16 protein-coding genes are annotated in these 21668 nt (G+C 39.3%); 4 read left to right on the plus strand and 12 right to left on the minus strand.

Translation table 11 applies throughout. The annotated features are described in order from the left end of the window. On the plus strand, nt 1-188 hold a 188-nt coding region (locus J7E63_RS02455; RefSeq protein ID WP_215009856.1), incomplete at its 5' end, for a transposase. Nucleotides 189-469: 281 nt separating this feature from the next. Here J7E63_RS02455 and odhB read toward each other — a convergent pair. Continuing rightward, a complete protein-coding gene (odhB, locus tag J7E63_RS02460; RefSeq protein ID WP_215010139.1) occupies nt 470-1729 on the minus strand; it encodes a 2-oxoglutarate dehydrogenase complex dihydrolipoyllysine-residue succinyltransferase in 1260 nt (419 codons plus the stop codon). Nucleotides 1730-1819: 90 nt separating this feature from the next. Beyond that, complete coding sequence (locus J7E63_RS02465) at nt 1820-4705, minus strand: 2-oxoglutarate dehydrogenase E1 component (RefSeq protein ID WP_215010140.1); 2886 nt, start codon at nt 4703-4705, stop codon at nt 1820-1822. Nucleotides 4706-4875: 170 nt separating this feature from the next. On the opposite strand from J7E63_RS02465, the gene J7E63_RS02470 reads away from it, so the two are divergent. Beyond that, a complete protein-coding gene (locus tag J7E63_RS02470) occupies nt 4876-5760 on the plus strand; it encodes a LysR family transcriptional regulator (RefSeq protein WP_088086493.1) in 885 nt (294 codons plus the stop codon). 187 nt (nt 5761-5947) lie between these two features. Here the strand turns inward: J7E63_RS02470 and J7E63_RS02475 are convergent, their stop codons facing one another. The 5 genes from J7E63_RS02475 to J7E63_RS02495 are packed head-to-tail and all read right to left on the minus strand — an operon-like array spanning nt 5948 to nt 12478. Further along, nucleotides 5948-7699: a DUF5605 domain-containing protein gene (locus tag J7E63_RS02475; RefSeq protein ID WP_215010141.1), complete on the minus strand. Its 1752-nt coding sequence runs from the start codon at nt 7697-7699 to the stop codon at nt 5948-5950. Nucleotides 7700-7727: 28 nt separating this feature from the next. Then, complete coding sequence (gene glpK / locus J7E63_RS02480; protein ID WP_215010142.1) at nt 7728-9218, minus strand: glycerol kinase GlpK; 1491 nt, start codon at nt 9216-9218, stop codon at nt 7728-7730. A 9-nt stretch (nt 9219-9227) separates the two neighbouring features. Next, nucleotides 9228-10196: a transketolase family protein gene (locus J7E63_RS02485; RefSeq protein WP_215010143.1), complete on the minus strand. Its 969-nt coding sequence runs from the start codon at nt 10194-10196 to the stop codon at nt 9228-9230. Continuing rightward, the gene (locus tag J7E63_RS02490) at nt 10193-11023 is read right to left on the minus strand and encodes a transketolase (protein WP_215010144.1); all 831 of its coding nucleotides are present in this window, start codon (nt 11021-11023) and stop codon (nt 10193-10195) included. The genes J7E63_RS02485 and J7E63_RS02490 overlap by 4 nt, the downstream gene beginning before the upstream one ends. Nucleotides 11024-11041: 18 nt before the next feature. Continuing rightward, nucleotides 11042-12478, minus strand: coding sequence for an L-fucose/L-arabinose isomerase family protein (locus J7E63_RS02495; RefSeq protein ID WP_215010145.1), 1437 nt, complete (start codon nt 12476-12478; stop codon nt 11042-11044). A gap of 400 nt (nt 12479-12878) precedes the next feature. On the opposite strand from J7E63_RS02495, the gene J7E63_RS02500 reads away from it, so the two are divergent. Beyond that, a complete protein-coding gene (locus J7E63_RS02500; protein WP_215010146.1) occupies nt 12879-13922 on the plus strand; it encodes a LacI family DNA-binding transcriptional regulator in 1044 nt (347 codons plus the stop codon). 385 nt (nt 13923-14307) lie between these two features. Here the strand turns inward: J7E63_RS02500 and J7E63_RS02505 are convergent, their stop codons facing one another. Continuing rightward, nucleotides 14308-16608 (minus strand): glycoside hydrolase family 3 C-terminal domain-containing protein, encoded by a 2301-nt coding sequence (locus J7E63_RS02505; protein ID WP_215010147.1) that lies wholly within the window; start codon nt 16606-16608, stop codon nt 14308-14310. A 163-nt stretch (nt 16609-16771) separates the two neighbouring features. On the opposite strand from J7E63_RS02505, the gene J7E63_RS02510 reads away from it, so the two are divergent. After that, nucleotides 16772-18007: a helix-turn-helix domain-containing protein gene (locus J7E63_RS02510; RefSeq protein WP_215010148.1), complete on the plus strand. Its 1236-nt coding sequence runs from the start codon at nt 16772-16774 to the stop codon at nt 18005-18007. Nucleotides 18008-18077: 70 nt separating this feature from the next. On the opposite strand, the gene J7E63_RS02515 is transcribed toward J7E63_RS02510, so the two are convergent. The 4 genes from J7E63_RS02515 to J7E63_RS02530 all read right to left on the minus strand — a co-directional run bounded on the left by J7E63_RS02515 (nt 18078) and on the right by J7E63_RS02530 (nt 21651). Then, entirely contained in the window at nt 18078-19466 is a 1389-nt protein-coding gene (locus tag J7E63_RS02515) for a glycoside-pentoside-hexuronide (GPH):cation symporter (RefSeq protein WP_215010149.1), read from the minus strand. 290 nt (nt 19467-19756) lie between these two features. Continuing rightward, nucleotides 19757-20062: an alpha-L-arabinofuranosidase C-terminal domain-containing protein gene (locus J7E63_RS29465; RefSeq protein WP_215010150.1), complete on the minus strand. Its 306-nt coding sequence runs from the start codon at nt 20060-20062 to the stop codon at nt 19757-19759. Beyond that, nucleotides 20044-20208 (minus strand): hypothetical protein, encoded by a 165-nt coding sequence (locus tag J7E63_RS02525; RefSeq protein ID WP_215010151.1) that lies wholly within the window; start codon nt 20206-20208, stop codon nt 20044-20046. Before J7E63_RS02525 ends, J7E63_RS29465 begins: the two co-directional genes overlap by 19 nt. 105 nt (nt 20209-20313) lie before the next feature. Then, complete coding sequence (locus tag J7E63_RS02530) at nt 20314-21651, minus strand: glycoside hydrolase family 30 protein (RefSeq protein WP_215010152.1); 1338 nt, start codon at nt 21649-21651, stop codon at nt 20314-20316. Between the last annotated feature and the right edge of the window lie 17 nt (nt 21652-21668).

The following is a 21668-nucleotide window of genomic DNA, read 5'->3' on the forward strand; positions in this document are numbered from 1 at the left end:
TTAGAAAGGAAAAAATTGAGCGAAGCTTCGCAGACTCAAAAGAGCTGCACGGGCTTCGCTATTGCCGGTTACGGGGATTGAAGAAAGCAAGCGAACAGGCTCTCCTTACGGCAGCCTGCCAAAATATGAAAAAGATTGCAACACAATTAGCAAGGCTAGAAAAAGTGTGTTGCAATTCTTTAGGTTGATTACCTCCCTGTTGATTTCCGCGGAAGGCACGCAGACTCCTGCGGGAGTACGGGGCAGGGGAGACCCCGCAGGAGCATAGCGACGAGGAGGCTCCCCGGCACGCCCGCGGAAAGCGAAGTGCCTAGAGCGGAAATCAACAGGCCCATTAGCAGGTACAATGAATAATTAAATGCTGAGAATAAAAAATTGCCGAGAAAAATACTCTTTCTCGACAATCTGACAGACCTTTGAGGTCTGTTTTTGTTTGGTCTTTTAGAATTAAACAAGCAAATCTATAAGATTATCCTTCTAATAGTAAGGAGTGAGGATCTTCCAACAATTCTTTCACTGCAACAAGGAAGCTAACAGCCTCTTTTCCGTCGACAATTCGATGGTCGTAAGAAAGGGCAATATACATCATCGGGCGGTTTTCCATTCGTTCTCGATCAATCGCTACTGGTCTTATTTGGATTTTATGCATACCGAGAATCCCCACTTGCGGGCTATTCAAGATCGGCGTTGACATTAATGAACCGAAAACTCCGCCGTTTGTAATCGTAAATGTTCCACCTTGCAAATCATTTAAAGTAAGGGCATTATCACGAGCTTTTTTACCGAGATTACTGATTTCTTGTTCGATTTCGGCAAAGTTTTTCTGGTTCGCATTGCGTACAACCGGTACGACCAACCCCTCTGGTGCTGCCACGGCAATTCCGATATCATAAAACTTCTTCAGAATCAATTCATCGCCTTGAATTTCAGCATTTAAAAGCGGGAATTGCTTCAAAGCCGAAACCACGGCTTTTGTAAAGAACGACATGAACCCAAGACGTACCCCATGTTTTTCGAAAAAGGCGTCTTTCCGCTTCGTGCGTAAATCCATAACAGCAGACATATCCACTTCGTTAAATGTGGTCAACATCGCCGCTGTATGCTGGACTTCTACTAAGCGTTTAGCGATGGTTTGACGCCGGCGGGACATTTTCACACGTTCTACTGGTTTGTCAAACTCTTCATCTATTTGTTGTACGACCGGTTTAGGGCTGGTCTTTTCCAACTTTGGCTCTTCTTTAACCGCAGGTGTATGTGTATATGCTTTTACATCCTCTGTTCTAATTCTGCCAAGTGGATCACGGCTGCTTACTTGGTGTAAATCGATTCCCCGTTCTCTTGCCAATTTTCTTGCAGCTGGTGAAGCAATTGGACGTGCGGCTTTCGAAAGTTCTGGCTCAGGTTGGTTGCTTTGTTGATTAAAAGTTTCTTCTGCCGGTCTTTCCGGAGCTGCAACTGGAAGAGTTGGAGTGCCTGGAGTGGCTCCTGCAGCCGTGTTCTCTTCGATAATCGCAATTACATCGCCTACTTCGACGATATCGCCCGTCTCTTTTAATAATTTTGAAACTATACCTGAGTATTCGGTATTTAATTCGATATTCACTTTGTCTGTTTCCAGCTCAACAACACTATCTCCTTTGGTCACTTTATCACCAATGTTAATGAGCCATTGTGAAATGGTTCCTTCTGTAATGGATTCTGCCAGTTCTGGTACTTTTATTTCTATCATGTGGTGTATCCTCCTAGGTATGATGGTATGTCTCCTATTATGCTAGTATTTCAACTATCGTAATTTGTGAGTGATGATGGTTAGTTAGAACTAAACTCTCTTTCTTGTTTCTGAGTATCTTCCAGACTCTATATAGTTCAAAGCCTGTTGGATAATGCGTTCTTGTTCCTTTTTATGAACGATTGGATCGCCGCCTGCCGTACTTGAACGCTCCTGACGTCCAATGTAACCAACTGTCAGGCTCCCGGAAGCAAGATCAAAGAGAATTGGGGCGATATAGTGCCACGCACCCATATTTTTCGGTTCTTCCTGTACCCAAATGATTTCCTTCAAGTTTGGGTAACGCTTCAAGATTGCTTCTACTTTTTCCTGAGGAAATGGATACAATTGTTCGATTCGAACGATGTGTAACTCTTCTAAGTTTTGATCTTCTTTCTTTGATTCGATCTCTACAGCCAAGTCTATGGCCATCTTACCAGTTGTCAATACTAAACGCTTTACCTTGTCTGTCTCTTTTCCGAGCTGAGACTGTTCCACTACTGTTTGGAAATGGCCTTCGCTTAGCGCAGTACCTGGAGAAGCGACCAACGGGTGACGAAGCAGACTCTTTGGCGTCATAATCACCAATGGCCGAACAAACTCTGTTCCTAAGATGGATGCTTGACGGCGTAAAATATGAAAATATTGGGCCGCACTTGTCAAGTTGGCAACTGTCCAGTTGTTTTCAGCTGCTAATTGTAAAAAGCGTTCCGGACGGGCACTGGAATGCTCCGGACCTTGGCCTTCATACCCGTGAGGCAACAGGAGAATAAGCCCTGATTTTTGCCCCCATTTTGCTCTTGCGGCTGAAACAAATTGATCATAGAGGGGTTGTGCTGTGTTGGCAAAGTCGCCATATTGTGCTTCCCACATGACAAGTGTTTCAGGAGCAAATACATTATATCCATATTCAAAACCTACAACCGCTGCTTCCGACAGCGGGCTATTATGAACCGCAAACGAAGCTCGTGTTTGCGGAAGCTGGTGCAGTGGTGAATAGGTCTCGTTTGTTTCCGAGTCGTGGAGCACAATGTGCCGCTGCGCAAACGTTCCACGCTCAGAATCTTGGCCGGTTAGACGAATCGGCGTCCCATCTTTTAACATCGATGCAAATGCCAGCACTTCTGCTACCGCCCATTCTACTTTCCCGTTCTCTTCTAGTGCCGAATTGCGGCGCTCCAGAATCCGCTTTAATTTTGGATAAACATGGAAACCATCCGGCCATTTCAGCAAATCTTGGTTTAATTCACGAAGGGCATCAAGGGGAACGCTTGTTTCCACCGGTGGAATTCCTTTGGCGATCACCCTCGGAACCTCTACTTCTGCAAGGGGTTCACTCTGCTTCTTCTCGGACGCTTTTTCAAACTCAGACTGCAACATTTCTTGCACGCTGCGGTTAATGTGCTCAACTTCTTCTTGTTTGAGAATGCCACTATTTTGCAACTGTTTGGAATACACCGCTCTTACCGTTGGATGGTTCGCGATTTTTTTGTAAACCTGTGGCTGGGTGACCGCTGCATCGTCCATTTCATTGTGGCCAAATCGCCGGTACCCAACTAAATCAATCAAAAAGTCCTTTTGGAACCGAGTTCGATATTGATAGGCCAGACGAACTGCAGACAGACATGCTTCTGGATCGTCCGCATTTACATGTACAATCGGAATCTCAAATCCTTTTGCTAAATCACTCGAATATCTCGTTGAACGAGAATCGTGGCTATCTGTCGTAAAACCGACCATGTTGTTGGCAATGATGTGGATGGTTCCACCTGTTCGATATCCTTTTAAGCCGCTTAAATTCAAGGTCTCCGCTACTATCCCCTGGCCCGGAAAGGCTGCATCACCATGGACCAAAATCGCAAACGCCCTCTTAACATCCTGCTTAGGGTAACCGGCAGACTTTCGTTCTTCTTGGGCAGCTCTTGCAAAACCTTCGACTACCGGATCGACAAATTCAAGATGACTCGGATTATTGGCTAAAGTAATACGTGCGCGAACGTTTCCGGGGCCTTCCATGAATCGATTTCGGCCTAAATGGTATTTCACATCTCCAGTCCAGCCCTCACTTATGTCGACCAAATCTTCTGACGGACCCTGTTGTTTGGCAGACGAGTGCTGAAATTCAGAGAACATTTTTCTGTATGGTTTGTTTAACACATTCGCAAGGACACTTAGGCGGCCGCGATGCGCCATTCCAATCACGACATTACGTGCTCCATCCCCGACACCTTCGTGCACGGCTTCATTCAGCATCGGGACAAGCATGTCAACGCCTTCAATGGAAAATCTCTTTTGACCGACAAAGGTTTTATGCAAAAATTGTTCAAATCCTTCAACCTCTGTCAAACTCTGTAACAAGTTCGTTTGTTCTTCTTTAGATAAGGAGCGATGCAAGGAACCTGTCTCCACCATTTGAGTTAACCATGCTCGTTCATCCATATGTTGCACATGGTTAAATTCATAGGCTAGTGTGGAGGTATAAATACGCTTTAAATGGTTGATAGCATCCAATGCGGTTTGAATACCTGCTGGTGCCTCCTCCCAAACAAGTTTGGATGGAATCGCTTTCAGGTCTAACGCACTTACCCCATGTTTTTCTGGATTAAACAACTCTTGATTTTGTAGATTCCCCTCTAATGGGTTCATATTTGCCGCTAAATGACCGTTTGAACGAATATCTTCAAGCAGTTTTACCACTTTAAGTACCTTCTGTATATTTATGGAATTATCAGGATTGACAGATTCATTATTGATGGTTTCTTCGGTATGACTTGATTCAAAAGACAAAGGTGAGCCCCATTTAATAAAAAGCTCTTTTAATTTTGGATCAAGGGTGTCTTCACCGTTCGTGTACCGCTCATATTGTTCGATTACATAGCCCAAGTTTGGACCATTAAATTTCCGCCATGGATTATGTTCGTTTTTTTGTACTCCCATTCCCAATTCCCCCATTGTTGTGTTACTTTATATGTTTTGTTTCGGATAATTTAGTGAAGTAATTATCAATTGCTTTAGGATAAGGATAATGTAATAATTGAAATAAATAAAATGCTAAAAAATTATATTAATCTATAAAAAATATTTATATCAGATAGATAGGTGGAAAAATGGATTACCGTGACTGGGAAATACTAAAGGTGCTTTATCATCAAAAGAATCTAACAAAAACAGCTCGCCTCTTATTTCTTACTCAACCCGCGTTAACGACTCGATTAAAGCATATGCAGGAAGAACTAGGCGTTAAAATCGTAACTCGTGAAAGCAGAGGAGTGCATTTTACTCCACAAGGAGAATATCTTGTTCATTGTGCTGAGGAGGCCCTTGCTCATTATGAAAAGATTAAAGAAAATGTCCAAAATATGAGTAATAACGAAAGTGACGAAGTGGTAGGTACGTTGAAATTGGGGGTATCCAATTTTTTCGCGAATTATGAACTTCCCTATGTTTTGAAATTATTTAAAATGCAATATCCACATGTGGAATTCAAAGTGGTTACAGGGTGGAGCAGAGACGTAACTCAACTTATACACAATAAGGATGTTCATATCAGCTTTGTTCGAGGAGACTATGGTTGGCGGGGATTATCAAAACATCAATTATTTGAGGAAGACATATGCATTGCGTCAATGGATGAGATTGATATAATGGATCTCCCTCGTCTTCCTAGAATCGAATATAGAGGAGATTATTTATTAAAATCAGTAATTGATCATTGGTGGGGTGAAAATTATTCGCAAGCGCCCTTTATTAGTATAGAAGTTGACCAAGTTGATACGTGTAAGGAAATGGTTATAAATGGTTTAGGCTATGGCATCCTGTCCAGCAGGGTACTTACCGGTATAGAAGATTTACATAAAATCCACCTACTTGATCAAGAAGGAAATCCTATATTGCGAAGAACGTGGATGTATTATCATAAGGAATCTCTGGAATGGAATGTTGTTAAGGCATTCGTACGCTTTATTGAAAACTTTGATTGGAAGGACAATTGAATTTAACAAACTCTGTGGAGAATTTATTGAGCAAACAGGTTCCTAAATGTCAATATCGCTGACAATGCAAAAAAGAATATATCGAACAAAAAAATCAGCCGGGGACGCTTCCTGGCTGATTTTTGTTTCGTACCTATATTAAAATATATAATATTTTCAAACTTTCAAGAGAAGATAACTGTTTAGATTAGATCCTTGACATCCTGACTGCCATGTATTGTCTGCCAGGGAGCTCGATTCGGAATTTTCCTTCATAGATTTCTTCCAATTCGTTAATTGTCATATTCCACGTATCAATTACTTCTACTTTATACTTCGTCCCTAGCTTCATCCGATATTCTCTGAAGCGAGGCTGGTTAAAGCCGTAATAGAAAAGATAATATTCGTCCGGTATTCCTGCCGCAGGTGCATCCCATGACATTTGCAAAGGATTCAATCCATCTTTTGGACCTTCTTCCATGATGCCCCTTAAGAATGCAATACGATTGGGACTGCTTCCATGCAGTTTGCCGCCTTTAGACCACCATAAAACCTCATCAGGACGCAGGTATGTTTCACCATGCCCAACATATCCTCCTCTTAAGGCACCTTCCCAGAATCGTCTTGTCATTTCTTCACCTGTTATGTTTCCCCAGCCTTGATCAACGTCTCCTTCATAGGCACATTCGTCAATAACAATCGGTTTATTCCATTGTTTCCGCCACTCATCAGTGCTTTCTGCCGTCTTGTATACATCAATGCGTTGAACGCTGCAATGAGTAATCCATGGTCGGTTGTAATCATAAAATTGTAAACAGTTGTGGATAGAGATCAAATGATTATATGGGTCATTTTCCGTAATAATTTTTGCAAAACGTTCCCAATCATCTATTTCCTTAGACCACATTAAATCGTACTCATTGGCCAGAGACCACCAAACATGTCGATAGGCGGAAAGACGGGCAACGATGTATCGCAAATAACGATCGTCAGCGACCTTTTTCATATCCGCAAATCCCCATCGATCATATGGGTGGAACAAAATCAAATCCACTTCGATACCAAGTTTTCCGAGATCGATAATTCTTTGTTCCAAATGTTGAAAGAACAATGGATTGAATCGAGTATTATCCCAACCTTCCTCAATCGATCCCTCATACGGGTAAAAGGGAGGTTCGTTGGTATTGAAAGAATACGATTTCGGAAACACACACATACGCATTTTGTTGAAAGGAGATGTTTCAAGTGTTTCCAGTGTTTGCTTAATCAGGCTTTCCTCCTGATGGACCCATGCATAACAAGTCGTACCGACCGGGATGTACCTTGTTCCGTCCTCATGAGCAAAATGAAAGGTGTTTTGTACACGAACCGGACCATGATTCCCTTCCAATGCTTCCATACAGACAAATTGACCTTCAATACTATCAAGTGATCTGGCGGAGCTTTTCGTCCGGAATGTCCATTTGCCTTCAGTGTCAGGCATAAATCGAATCCGGTAAACGCCTTCTCCGTCATAGAAACCTAGTGTTTCCAGTGTTCTATCTTCAAAACTAAATTCAGCACTCAGAGCTACGTCGACAAACGGATTTCCATGATCAGGGCCCTGCAATTTCAACTCGAATACGCCCCACTTGTCGACATGATCAGGCAGTGTAATCGCCGCCGATCCTCTAACCACCGATTCATCTTCATAATCAGTAGCCGGTGTAATCTCACCGCTGTGCCCCGACTCCTCCGAGACATTTGCCAAATCCTGCTGCAGTGCTGTTACAATTTCCGACGTCAGTGTTAATTCTGGAATATACGAAGCAAGCTGTGGTAAATCAGCTAACCTAATAAATGTACCTAGACTTGGATCAAGCATTAAATCAAAAAGTTGCGGAATATGTTTTTCCAATATGCCCCTAGCTTCTTTATTAGACAAAACATTACCTAGTTTCGTTTTTTCTGTAAATTCCAAATTGATAACCTCCAGCAGGTAGAATTATTTAATATATTAAAACACCATTTACTGACTGCTTCCACCCTTGATAATACTTATCTCTTACATCACTTGTCATCAAAGGGTGATACATTTCATGTTCTTGATTAAGTTTATTTACTTCCTCTTTGGATTTCCAAATTCCGACTCCTAAACCAGCTAAATAAACAGAGCCCATTGAAGATAATTCAGCTACTTCTGAAGCGATAACATCAATATCCAACATATCTGCTTGATATTGCATTAAGAAGCGGTTGCTTGTTGCGCCTCCATCCACTTTTACACTCTTAATTTGAATATTGGATTCTGATTGCATCAGTTCAATAACATCCTTAACCTGATAAGCGATACTTTCTAATGCCGCACGCACAATTTGCGGTTTTCCGGTATTTCGGCTCATTCCCATGATTGCGGCACGTGAGTACGGTTTCCAGTATGGAGCTCCTAAACCCACAAAAGCTGGTACGAGATAGACTCCCTGATTATCTGATATAGAACTTGCCAACTGCTCAGCCTCACCGATTTCACCAATCAATTCGAGCTGCTCCTTCAGCCATTTAATCGTATCACCAGTACTATTAATAATCCCTTCCAGCGCATAGCTCACTTTCCCATTCAATCCCCACGCAATAGAAGTGACTAAACCTTTGGTACCATCTACTATTTCATCAGTTTGCATCAGTACAGAAGTACCTGTACCATATGTAGCTTTCGCCATTCCAGGCTCAAAACATTTCTGCCCAAATAAAGCACCTTGTGAATCTCCAATTACACCTGAGATTGGAAGTTGTGTGAACGGAAGATTTGCATCCTCGGTAACACCAAATAGTTTATTGGAATCTTTTACTTCAGGAAGCATTTCTCTAGGGATACAAAAAAGTTCCAACAACTCTTCATCCCACTGAAGGGTATGAATATTAAATAAAAGAGTTCTGCTTGCATTCGTATAATCGGTTGCATGGACCTTCCCACCTGTTAATTTCCAGATGAGCCAACTATCAATCGTTCCAAGGAGGAGCTCGCCTTCTCTTGCTCTGTCTTTGACGCCATCTACATGATCCATTATCCATTTTACCTTAGATGCAGAAAAATATGGATCTGCCTTTAACCCAGTTTTTGATTGTATAAGATGTTCATATCCCTGCTCTTTTAGCTCTTGGCAATTGTCAGACGTTCTTCGACATTGCCAAACGATAGCATTATAAACTGGGATTCCTGTTTCTTTATCCCAAACGACTATCGTTTCTCGTTGATTTGTAATCGCTAAAACAGCTAACTCATCTTGTGAGACTGCAGATGTTTGGACCATTTCATTCAACAGGGTTTTAACATTTTCATAGATTTCAATCGGATCATGCTCTACCCATCCTGGGTGTGGATAGTATTGTGTATGACTTATAGAACATTTATGAATTATTTGTCCTCTCGTATTAACGAGCAATACTTTTGTTCCCGATGTACTTTGATCAATCGAAAGAATATATTTCTCGTTTGTCATAGGAACACCTCATCCATTATTCACCATCTGCATGGCAATCTTCCTAACATTGGTTACACTTAATCCATAGTGTTCAAACACTTCAGCTGTTTTTCCTGCAACAGCCGGTTCGTCTGGCAGACCAAGAATCTTGACAGGTATCGGGTGGCTTTGTGAAACAACCTCAGCTACCGCTGAACCTAAACCGCCATAAATGCTATGCTCTTCGATGGTGATAATTCTTCCTGTTTCCTGAGCAGCCCTTAGAATCGCTTCCTTATCTAACGGTTTGATCGTATGCATATTGATAACTCGACAATCGATTCCTTCATGTTGAAGGGCTTCTGCGGAATCTAATGCGATTCTGACCGTCTCGCCAGTTGCAATAATGGTTATATCTGTTCCTTCTTTCATCGTCACTGCTTTACCAATTTGAAACTCATAGTCTTCAGATACATATGAATCTTCAACTGGATTGCGACCAATCCGAAGATATACCGGTCTATCATATTCAACTAACGCTTTAATCATTTTTTTCGCCTCATGACGATCCGCTGGCATCATTACATCTAGACCAGGAATGGCACGGGTCACAGCGAGATCCTGCAGAGAATGGTGAGACATGCCTAGTGCACCGTAACTAACGCCGCCGCTAATACCGATTAGTTTCACATTTGTATTGGAATACGCAACATCTACTTTGATTTGTTCAATACTTCTCATGCTTAAAAAACAAGCAGGTGATGCAACAAATGGTTTTTTACCAGAAGCCGCCAAGCCCGAAGCAATCCCAACGAGATTTTGTTCTGCAATTCCGACCTCTACAATTTGATCCGGTAATTCTTTCCCAAAATTCACAAGAGAAGCTGATCCTCTGGAATCACTGGTTAAGACTAAAATATCTCTATTTTCTTTCGCTAATTCTTCTAAAACCTCACTGATAGCTTGACGATTAGCAATCTTATTTCCTTTTACACTTTTTAAAGCCGCTTTAGTCATTGTAGCACCTCCAGTTGCTTTGAAAGTTCTTCCATTGCTAATTCATATTCTTCTTTATTAGGTACGTAATGATGCCATTTTGCTACATTTTCAGCAAATGAAATTCCCTTGCCTTTGACTGTATTGGCAACAATCATCGTTGGTTTTCCGCTCACTCTAGGCGTATTGCTTAAAACTTCTACTAACTGTTCGATATCATTTCCATCTACTTCTACGACTTCCCAGCCAAACGATCTCCATTTATTCCCTAACGGTTCAAGGGACATAACATCCTCGGTACTTCCTGTTATTTGCAATCTATTACGATCAATAATAGCGACTAAATTATCCAACTTGTACTGTGAAGCGGCCATAGCCCCTTCCCAAACTGACCCTTCTGCCTGCTCGCCGTCCCCCATTAAGGTATAGACTCGATACGATTTTTCATCTATTTTGGCAGCCAAGGCCATACCAACTGAGATTGGCAACCCATGTCCCAACGCACCTGTATTCATTTCTACACCAGGTACTTTATTGTTCGGGTGACCTATTAATCTTGTATTAAATTGAGAGAATGTTTTTAATTCCTCTTTCGGAAAGAATCCCTTATCTGCTAATATCGCCCAGTACGATTCAACGGCATGCCCTTTACTCTGTACATATCGATCACGATCTTCCCATTTAGAATTCTTGGGATCCACATTCATAATATGATAGTAAAGAACCGTTAAGATATCCGTATTGGAAAGCGAACCACCTGTATGACCGGTACCTGCCTCATAAATCATTTTTAGCAGTTCCATACGAATTTCTGTTGCTTTTTGTTTTAGAAACTCAATTTTACTCATCCTTTTTACCTCCCAGCTTTATTTATTAAGGTCGCTCCCACGAAGCCATGCTCTAATTTCACTTTCAGTTGGATCTACTGGATCAGGATTCAACCCAGGAATATATTCACATGCCTCAAACAGGACCGGGATAACGTTAGCATGGACACCTACTGAGTGGTGAATATATGGACCTTTTACTAACTTTTCTTCCCATAATGGCCAGTCATTTACTTCTACCCAAACGTATGAACCTCTGGTAAATGGCCCTTCTATCCCCTTTGCTTTTCCAAGGAATATAGAATATTCACCATGATCTCCGTCAAAACGTGCAAGTGTCATTTCTCCACCCTTTATTTCTCCTTCATGAGTTCCAGGAGAATGATCATCAAATAAGAAATGTTTGTTTAGCTTTGGCTTTTCTTCTACACTTAACGATACAGGGAAATTTCCGCAGTGGAATAATAACTCGCCATTTGGATTTTCAGGATGGCGTACTGTAATATCTGCGAAAAATGTTGGTTTCGTATTTAATGTAGCTGCTTGAACCATAATGGAAGTTATCGCACCATGTATATCTGTTTCACAGGTTACTGGGATTTGTTCGTCTGTCAAAATCGCATTTGCCAAACATGGCATAATGCCAATAATATCTTGTAAGGTTGACCAGCATTGAATCGCAATCGCTGTACTTCCTGTATTTACAGCCAATTGTTTCATCGCTACTTTTAATGAAGCGATTCGCCGGACATCCTGTTCTGTTACTCCACTCCAATCAAGCTTTTCCTTGATATAGCCAATTGCTTCATCTAATTCTGGGCTATCAGACTTTTCTATCTTCAATGTTCCTTTTTTCAACTCTTCGAGATTGATCGGATGAATTTGTATTCCAAACGTCTCTAACAATTCACCCTCATTGCAGATAACAGACCAAAAGTCAGAGGGCCTAGTCGATATTTGCAAGATTCGTAGATTAGTAAATTGCTTTACAACATTGGCTGCACCAATAAAATTCTTAAACCCGCGTTCAAAAACAGGGCTATCCACACTGCAATTCGTAATATATGTAAACTTAACATTAAATCTTCTTAGCACTTTACCTGTTGCAAAAATTCCGCATTGTGAATCACGAAGTCGCATCCCATCTTCCAGTGGAGCCTCATCCCTTGGACCCCAAAGTAAAACCGGTTTGCCGATTGCTTTTGCTACTCGTGCAACAATATCCTCTGTTCCAAAGTTACAGTGTGGGAAGAAAACAGCATCCACTTCTGCATCTCTAAAGCGTTTAATAATGGCCGGTTCTTCTAAACGTTCATGCAACAACCCTTCTTCATTAATCCCCTCTAAATCAACGATTTCCATTTCCAATCCAAAGCTCTCTATTTTTTCTCTTATTAATTGTTTAAACTTCAATGCATCTTCTTTACTAAATACAAATCTTCGAGTGGGTGCGAATCCAAGCTTAATCTTTTCCATTTCCTATGCCTCCTAAGCGATTACAACATCAACTAAAATTCATCTAAACATACTAAAACGCTCATTTTATTTAAAGCGCATTCAAATAAAACTAAAATGTTAAACAAACTAAAATTATTTAGTTCGTTTAAACTACTTGAGTCAATAATATCAACAATTAAATTATCAGTCAATTGTTTAAGTAAATTTATTTAGTTATTTTTTAGTTTTATATAAACTTTTTTATTTAAGCAATTTTAAGAGCTTTCCCTTGAAACGTATAAATACTACCGAATTACTACTGAATATTTGTATATAATTGATTTATATTTACTAAACATCAACTAAAAAAACTTGTTTTATGCTATAATCAAATAAAATCTGATCAGGACTTTTATCAACTAGGTAGGTGTTATATTTTATGAAAATAGATGATATTGCTAAATTAGCCAATGTCTCAAAATCCGCTGTCTCTCTGGCGTTGAATGGAAAAAATGGGGTAAGTCAAAAAACGCGCGAGAAAGTCTTACGAATCGCACAAGAACATGGATACATTCCGCGCCCTATTATTAAAGCTGATCAATATTTTCAGCCAAACACAAAATTATTGAGATTTATTGCTTGTACAAATGCAGGAATAGTAACAGAGCAATATGAATCGCTCCCTTTTTTTATGGAGTTAATTCATAATCTTGACAAACAAATCGGTTCCAGTGGTTATTCTCTTTTGGTTTCATCTATCAGTATAGAAAGCCTTCAAGAAGAAGTATCGAGGCTCGAACAAGAACAAAAATCGGCAGGCATATTATTGTTAGGTACCAACTTAACGCCAGAGCAAATTAATCTAGTTGCAGACATACAGCCAAATATCGTTGTCCTGGATACTTGTTTTGAAACGTTAGACGTAAACTTTGTCGTGATGAACAACGTATATGGTGCTTACCAGGCAGGACAGTATTTAATGGAGTTGGAACACCAGCAAATTGGTTATGTAGGGTCAAATACAAGAATGTATAATTTTGACATGAGGAAAAAAGGCTTTTTGCAAGCACTCACTGAAAACGGTTTAAAAATTGTCGAAAGTAATTACTTTTCATTATCCCCAACTGTGATTTCATCCCAAGATGCTTTTAAAGAAAAAATCAATAAACGGATAGGTCAATTACCCACAGCCTTATTTTGTGAAGCAGATTATATGGCCATTAGCGTGATTAAATCGCTCACTGAATTAGGAATAAAAGTCCCGGAAGACATTTCTGTTATCGGCTTTGATAACATCTTTGAATCACAAGTGATTACTCCTGAATTAACGACAATACATGTAAAAAAAGACAGGATCGCATTACTATCAGTTGAAAAACTAATTAGACAGATTGAAAATAATGACTCTGATAAAATAAAATTGTTTGTTGATACAGAACTCATAGAAAGGAATTCATGTGCAGCACACAAAGAGACAAACTAGGAAGGATTAAATCAAAATTTGGTTTTAATTCAACATCTATTCGGAACTTTACAGACTACGATTGGTGAATTTTGAACCCCTATTGGTTGCCATGGCAAAAAAACCCACGGAATGTCATATTCCGTGGGATACTTGGTTTAAAAAAGCTTTTGAGACAGCATTAATTTGTTTTTTTAAATTCGGTAAGTGTAATCTTTTCCTTTATGATCGATTTCTTTGGTTCTTTAAAAATATTACTGCTACTAAACACGCTAAACAAATTTTAGTTTTTATAATGATTCCTTTTCCTTATAGAAATTTAAATATAGAGCAATTTGAACTAAAATATTTCTTATTTATTTGCCCCCCTACTCTGTGAGAAGGGGGCAAAATAGGTGTAATCTACTTATTTCTTAACAAGATTAGTTTCATTACTACCCGAGAATCGATTTAATTCGTCCATCAGATTTGTTAACATTTCTTCGGTAAACGCACCCATGCTGAAGTTCACTAATGCACGGAGCGGCATATATTTCATCATGGCTTCCATCATTTCGGCAGCATCCCCTTCATTTGCTCCTAAATCCGGGAATGGATTGTGTTTATTTAATAATTCCGTCGCTAACGGTAGTAAAATTGGATCTGCCAGCAAATCACCAATTAAGGTATTGCGATGAACCTGCTTTCTAATGGAAACTGTTGATTGAACAACGATGCTATCTTTAAGAACAATCTTTTGCGACGATTCTCCTACTAAAATTTCAAACTCTCCTGTTTCCACATGCCAGTCTTTCATTTCCACATTATAGTAAGCAAATGCCCGCTTATTCAATAAGAACGTAACCGTTTTTTCCTCACCTGGCTGCAAGTCCACTTTTTCGAAGCCTTTAAGCTCCTTTTCAGGTCTGTTGACATTGCTTTTTACATCTTTTACGTAAAGCTGAACAATCTGTTTTCCAGCTCGATCACCTGTATTTTTAACGGTTACACTGACTGTTACCGTTTCGGTATCTTGAATTTCTTTTTGACTGATTGAAAGATTGCTATATTCAAAAGTGGTGTAGCTTAATCCAAATCCGAACGGGAATAGCGGTTCAACTTTTTTCGTATCATAGTAACGATAACCGACAAAAATACCTTCATTGTATTCCACTTTGTCGCCTTCTCCAGGGAAGTTCAGGAAAGAAGGGTTATCGCTTAATTGTTTAGGGAACGATTCTGCCAATTTTCCGCTCGGATTTGCATCGCCAAATAATAAATCTGCGATGGCACCTCCAAGTGCTTGTCCACCTAAATAGGCTTCAAGTATACCCCTTACATTTCCAATCCATGGCATTTCAATCGGTGAGCCGTTGCTTAACACGACAATGATATTGCGGTTCACTTCCGCTACAGATTCGACTAATAGACGGTGGTTTTCCGGCATGCGCAAATGTTCTCGGTCATAGCCTTCCGATTCATAACGGTCAGGAAGCCCGGCAAAAAGGATAACCGAATCAGCTTGAGCCGCCACTTCTTTTGCTTCTGCAATAAGCGTTCCGTCAATTTCGTCAGAGTCGAGACTGTATCCTTGAGCATATAACACATTCGTGTGCTTACCAGCAGTTTTTTCGATTTCTTCCACAATGTTTTCAAGCTTTGTCGGTTTTACATGAGAACTTCCCCCGCCTTGATATCTTGGCTTTTTAGCAAATTCTCCAATAACGGCAATGGTTCCTTCTTTTTTCAGAGGAAGAATAGCTTCTTCATTTTTTAATAACACCATGCTTTCCCTTGCCATTTCTCTGGCAAGCTGGTGATGGGCATCTTTGTCATAGACAGCATTTTCTTTTTTATGATCAACGGCCATAAAAATAATCCGCAATAATCGTTCTACTGCTTTATTGAGTTTTTCTTCAGACAGTTTACCGCTCTTCACAGCGTCGACAATCTTTTGGTCACCGATGCCATTACTAGATGGCATTTCAAGTTCCAATCCGGCTGCTAATCCTTCTGCACGTTCATTCACCGCACCCCAATCGGAAACGACAAAGCCTTCAAAGCCCCATTCATCTTTCAGAATCTCATTTAACAAATATTCATTTTCAGAGGCGTATTCACCGTTTACTTTGTTGTAGGAGCACATAACTGTCCATGGCTGGGACTGTTTGACCACGCCTTCAAAGCTGGCCAAATAAATTTCGCGCAATGTTCTTTCATCAACAACAGCATCCGTTGACATCCTGCGGTGCTCCTGGTTATTAGCTGCAAAATGTTTCAAAGATGTTCCGACTCCCTGGCTTTGAACACCTTTAACATGGTTGGCCGCCATTTCTGATGCTAAATAAGGATCTTCAGAGAAATACTCAAAGTTTCTTCCACAAAGCGGAGAACGCTTAATATTCACTCCAGGTCCAAGCAACACTGCTACATCCTCTGCCTGGCATTCTTCTCCTAGAGCTATTCCTACTTTTTCAATGAGTTCGCGATTCCAAGAGCTGGCCATTCCGGCAGCTGACGGAAAACAAGTGGACGGGACACTGTTATAAATCCCTAAGTGGTCTGCACCCTGTGCCTGCTTGCGAAGACCATGCGGCCCATCTGTCACCATAAGAGATGGAATCCCTAGACGTTCAATCCCTTTTAAATGCCAGAAATCTAATCCAGAGCATAGGCTCGCTTTTTCTTCTAATGTCATTTGTGTAATTAATTGTTTGATATCTCGCATTGTGAACCTCCTAGTACAAGTTAATAGAAAACGCTTTCTATTTTTATATTGTATTAATTTCTCGCTGTTAGTTATGGTAATATTTATCGAAAAATAGTATTATCTTATTAACTAAATTAAATAATATTGAATTCGTTTACTTTAAAAGGGGAACTAACTAAGCATGCCATATCTTAATAGAGACCACTTAGAGTATATTTGCAGGCATATGAATGAGACTTTGAAAATTCCTTTTTACCTATTTGATTCAAAAGGTGAATTACTTTTTGAATCATCATCAGGTTACAGACAAAACCCACTATACCTTGCAAAATTAGACTATTTAAGACAGCTAATGAGGAACGATGATTCATCAGAATACCCGATAATCAAATCGACTAAATTACTTGAAAATTACTTGATTGTTAATTTACAGGGTGGAGATACATTCCAAGGGAGTATTATTGGAGGTCCATCCGTTTTTACTAATTACTCTGAAGACATGATAAGAAGGATGAATCATGACCTTGGATTTTTTATCGATCAAGAATTCATTATTCTTTACTATCAATCACTTCCAGTTATGAAGCTTCATGACTTGATCCGTGCCGGTATCCTTGTCCACTATATGATCTATCATCAATTACTTGATACAGAATATGTTATCAAACAAAATCAAATAATGAAGGATCAGGAGGTTCTTACTGAAAGTCCCGATTTGGAAATATCTTTAAGACGTCAAAATACTAAATTCCATCATGATTATTTAATTGAAAAGAAACTTTTTGGAGCAATAACAAAAGGAAAAAAAGAGGAACTGTTAAACTATTTGAACATCGCTAATGAGGAATTTGAATATGGAGTCCTATCAAAGAATAGCCAATTAAGAAGTGAAAAGAATTTAACCATTTCAGGCATTACCTTAGCCACTAGAGCTGCAATGGAAGGCGGTTTATATCCAGAAATCGCCTATTCCTTAAGTGATTTATATATTCAAAGACTCGAAGAATTACAGGATATTCATGAGGTAAAGAAATTAATGGAAAAAGCATTTGGTGACTTTGCTGAAAGAGTTCACACCAGCCAAATTGAACAGTATTCTAAACCTATCTCACTCTGTCAGAATTTTATTTTTAACCATGTATATGAAAACATTACATTGTCTCAATTATCAGAGCTGGTACAATTGACTCCAAATTATTTATCCTCGCTTTTTAAAAAAGAAACAGGAGTTTCTTTGAGCGAATATATTCAAAAAGTGAAAATAGATGAAGCAAAAAATTTATTAACATTAACTTCCTATTCTCTATCCAAAATTTGTACTCTATTAAACTTTACGGATCAAAGTTATTTTATAAAAGTGTTTAAGAAATTTACAGGAGTTACCCCCAAGCATTTTAAAGATAATCCTGTAAATTAAAGAGACCGGGTATGTCTGCCACGGTCTCTTCAAAAATTATAAATGAATTTAGTAATCAGCTATCTGTTCATTAACGTTTGGCTCTTCTGGCTTCTAATTCAGCAATAATTTCATGATGCGGCTTTTCCCATTTATAGACAAAAGCCATAATAAGGATGGAAACAACGCTAAAAATAATTGGCAGCCAAAGGTAGCTAAGAGAAATCATTTGCAGAGTAGTCCCTGTTTGCTGTTGATTAGCAACGTAACCACCGGCAGCCAGTAACCAAGCAGGAATCGCACCACCCAGTCCAGAGCCTAATTTAATTCCTATTCCTGCAGCTGATACAAGGATCCCCTGGGCACGGATTCCTGATTTCCACTCACCATAGTCAACAGTATCTGCCATTAAGGTAAACAGTAACCCTGCTGGCAATCCCATACCGATGGATCCTATAATCGTTCCAGCAATAATAATCGATACATTATCTCCACCCATAAAGATGATTATTTGCCCAATGATATTAATAACAATACCTGTATTAATTAATAGTACTTTACTAAATTTCTTTGTTAAGAAAGGTACTGCCAAAATACCAACAAGTGAAAACATTGCAAGGGTGTTGACCGTAGAAATGATTTCAGGTTTACCGATGTTATAAGTCATGTAATATATACCTGCAGACAATTTCATGATATACAACATGAAGAAGACGATTCCTAATAAGGAAACAGCCATCCATGGGCGATTGCCTTTAATTGCTTTTAGACTTTCTTTTACAGGAATAGCTTCGTTACCAGAGATATTTTGAACACGTTCTCTTGTGTTAAGGAAGGTAACAAAGAACAAGATTAAACCAATAACAGAGAATAGTGTCATCGCATAGAAGAAACCTTTTTGCTGATTGCCAGCACCAAAATAAGCAACGAGTGGTAATAAAGATAAGTTAACAATTAATCCGCCCACTTGTCCGCCTAACATACGGAACACATTGGCAACGGTTCTTTCCTGAACATCGCTTGACATACTTGGAAGCATTGTTGTTAATGGGTTATTAACGGCTGCATATAAGACATTGGCTGTAATATAAAATATGTAAGCGTAGGCCAATTTACCGGAAGCGCTTAATTCCGGTCCCATAAAGAGTAGGATGGAAACAATCGTAAATGGAATACTGGACCATAATATCCAAGGTCTTGATTTTCCCCATTTAGTATTTGTCCTATCGATCAAGACCCCAAAAATTGGACTATCAATCATATCTACAAATCTTGCAACTAACATTAAGGTACCAACTGCAGCGGCCCCAATTCCAAAAACATCCGTAAAGTAAAACGTTAAATAAGTGGTTATGACCGTATAAATTAAGTTTGAACCCGTATCTCCCAAACCGTAACTAACTTTTTCTAATAAGGACAGCTTTTGATTTGTACTTGAAGTTTGGTTCACTTTTAGTAAATCTTGTTCTCTTAATGCCATGATTTTCCCTCCCTAGATAGTTAAAACGTTTTCATTTTTGTTAATTTTTAATTAGTCATTCTCTCTTTCCAACATGAGATAAAATAATAAATAAATTTATTTGGTTTAGTAAAGCGCTTTATTTATTTATAGTATAAATTGAGAGTGAGCCAGTTTATGGTATTATTTTAGGATAAATAGTATTTTTTAACTTTTATCAAAAATAAATAAAAATTCTGAGATTACTCTTTAAGAATAGTGAAATTACATAAAAACGGTCCAGGATAGCACCTGGACCATAGAAGAAATTATTATAGCTCAATTCTTAAAATGACTACACTATAAGCAGGGATTTCATACATATTACTATCCAACTGCAATACAGTTTCAATAGGAATTACCTTGTTAGGGTCTTCCATTGTATTTATATTGTTTGGATCGTCAGAGGTTAAAATGATCTGCTTTCCCTCTAGTTTCTCTTTCCCCTCAATATCAATCAATGTTCGGAGATTAAACTCAGAGGCATTAACCAATTTGATGATTACCTCATTATTCTTTTCATCAAGGGTGGTTACAGAAGTGAGATAGGGTATGGTTGCTATTTTATACTCATGCACCAGCTGACCATCAAGATAACAATAAATAGAATCAGTTGTAACTTTGGCACATGGTTGATCTCCTCAAAAAAAAGACCATACAATGAAGGACTTACAGGAAATTTTTTGGTTTTAGTAGCAATGATTACTTTTGCTGACTTATTCAACAAGTTCCCTCCAACTGAAGAATTTCTTCATGATTTTTTTTAGATAATAACTATTATTGTTATTAGAAAAAGGTGACTCCGGCATTCTTACCGGAGTCATTGGTTTTACTTTAAAACAATCGTGTTAAAGGATTCAGGTTTTAAATCAAATTGATAGGATTTGCCTTGATATTCAAATACTAACTCCCGTTGTTTTTTTAGTGGATTATTCACGATTAATACAATCGAATCATCAGGATTTTGAAAAGCAAGCGCATGTGCCGTTAGATGGCCTTTTGTTTCTAATCTTACAGCTCCATTTTTCACAAAATGAGAATGGTGTTTAACCACATAAAATTCAGGGTTGAAGGTGAAGTTTTTCGTTTCTGGATCGACGGTAATCATCGAATTTTGTTCCCAGCCCCAAGTGCTGCGGCCATTAGGTTCTAGAACGGCATTCCAGTAAACATATCCATTAGCCCCATTGACAAAATAATGGCGGTATAGGTTGCTGACATACTGAGCATATTCCCAAGTGTTTTTGCCGTTTCCACATTCATTTTCCGTTTGCAAATAACGCAGCTCAGGGTAACTCTCGGTTGTTCGCTGGATCGCATGTTTTCCAGCCCATTGATAGCCAACACCAGTGATATATTTATATGCTTCAGGATCACTGAGAACAAGACCTGCATACACATCAAAATCAGATGTCGTATCCGTCATTAACTCTTGCCATGGTTCTGGTGCATTGATGGTCCCGAGCCAGATTTCAGTAGCTAGATTGTGCTGTTCAAAAGCTGGGCCAAGATGGTCACGGATAAATTCCTGCAATTGTTCACCGGTCCACTTACAAGAAGGGAACTTTTGGTCAGCCATTACTTCATTTTGCACATGGATTTGGTTGATTTTTATTCCTTCTTTTTCATACGCTTGGACAAATTTAACGAAATAAAGCGCGTACGCCTCAAGGACTTTTTTCTCCCAGCGCAGTGTCCCATAATTATAAGCCTTCGGAAATTTCAGCCAAGTAGGAGGGCTCCAAGGTGAAGCGAAGAATTTCATATCCGGGTTTCTTTTTTGTGCCTCACGAATGTAGGGGATGAGATATTTTTGATCCCTTTCAATCGAGAAATGCTCCATCTCATAGTCGTCATCGGTTTCATTATGACTATACCATTCGAGGGCATAATCACTTGCACCGATTGGCAGGCGGCAAAGCGTAAACTGGCAGTCTCCATCCGTTGCAAATAAAGAATCCAGGACTCTTTGACGGTCCTCTTCAGATAAATTATTAAGCGCATACATACCCAGTTCATTAAAACAGCTGCCAAATCCTTCAACAACACGGCCTTTATTGTCTGTAATGATTAAATTACGTTGTGTATCAGCAGTTTCAACTGGTTTCTTCGTTTGCCAATAATTATCTCGTGTGGATTCCATCCATAAAACAGTTTTTTCAGTCATAAGTTCCATTCCTTTCC

The organism is Bacillus sp. ISL-75, assembly GCF_018613095.1.

Bases quoted from the DNA above. Each gene is read 5' to 3' on its own strand.
- odhB (WP_215010139.1), bottom strand. From the start codon at position 1,729: ATGATAGAAATAAAAGTACCAGAACTGGCAGAATCCATTACAGAAGGA.
- J7E63_RS02465 (WP_215010140.1), bottom strand. From the start codon at position 4,705: ATGGGAGTACAAAAAAACGAACATAATCCATGGCGGAAATTTAATGGT.
- J7E63_RS02470 (WP_088086493.1), top strand. From the start codon at position 4,876: ATGGATTACCGTGACTGGGAAATACTAAAGGTGCTTTATCATCAAAAG.
- glpK (WP_215010142.1), bottom strand. From the start codon at position 9,218: ATGACAAACGAGAAATATATTCTTTCGATTGATCAAAGTACATCGGGA.
- J7E63_RS02485 (WP_215010143.1), bottom strand. From the start codon at position 10,196: ATGACTAAAGCGGCTTTAAAAAGTGTAAAAGGAAATAAGATTGCTAAT.
- J7E63_RS02490 (WP_215010144.1), bottom strand. From the start codon at position 11,023: ATGAGTAAAATTGAGTTTCTAAAACAAAAAGCAACAGAAATTCGTATG.
- J7E63_RS02495 (WP_215010145.1), bottom strand. From the start codon at position 12,478: ATGGAAAAGATTAAGCTTGGATTCGCACCCACTCGAAGATTTGTATTT.
- J7E63_RS02500 (WP_215010146.1), top strand. From the start codon at position 12,879: ATGAAAATAGATGATATTGCTAAATTAGCCAATGTCTCAAAATCCGCT.
- J7E63_RS02505 (WP_215010147.1), bottom strand. From the start codon at position 16,608: ATGCGAGATATCAAACAATTAATTACACAAATGACATTAGAAGAAAAA.
- J7E63_RS02510 (WP_215010148.1), top strand. From the start codon at position 16,772: ATGCCATATCTTAATAGAGACCACTTAGAGTATATTTGCAGGCATATG.
- J7E63_RS02515 (WP_215010149.1), bottom strand. From the start codon at position 19,466: ATGGCATTAAGAGAACAAGATTTACTAAAAGTGAACCAAACTTCAAGT.
- J7E63_RS02530 (WP_215010152.1), bottom strand. From the start codon at position 21,651: ATGACTGAAAAAACTGTTTTATGGATGGAATCCACACGAGATAATTAT.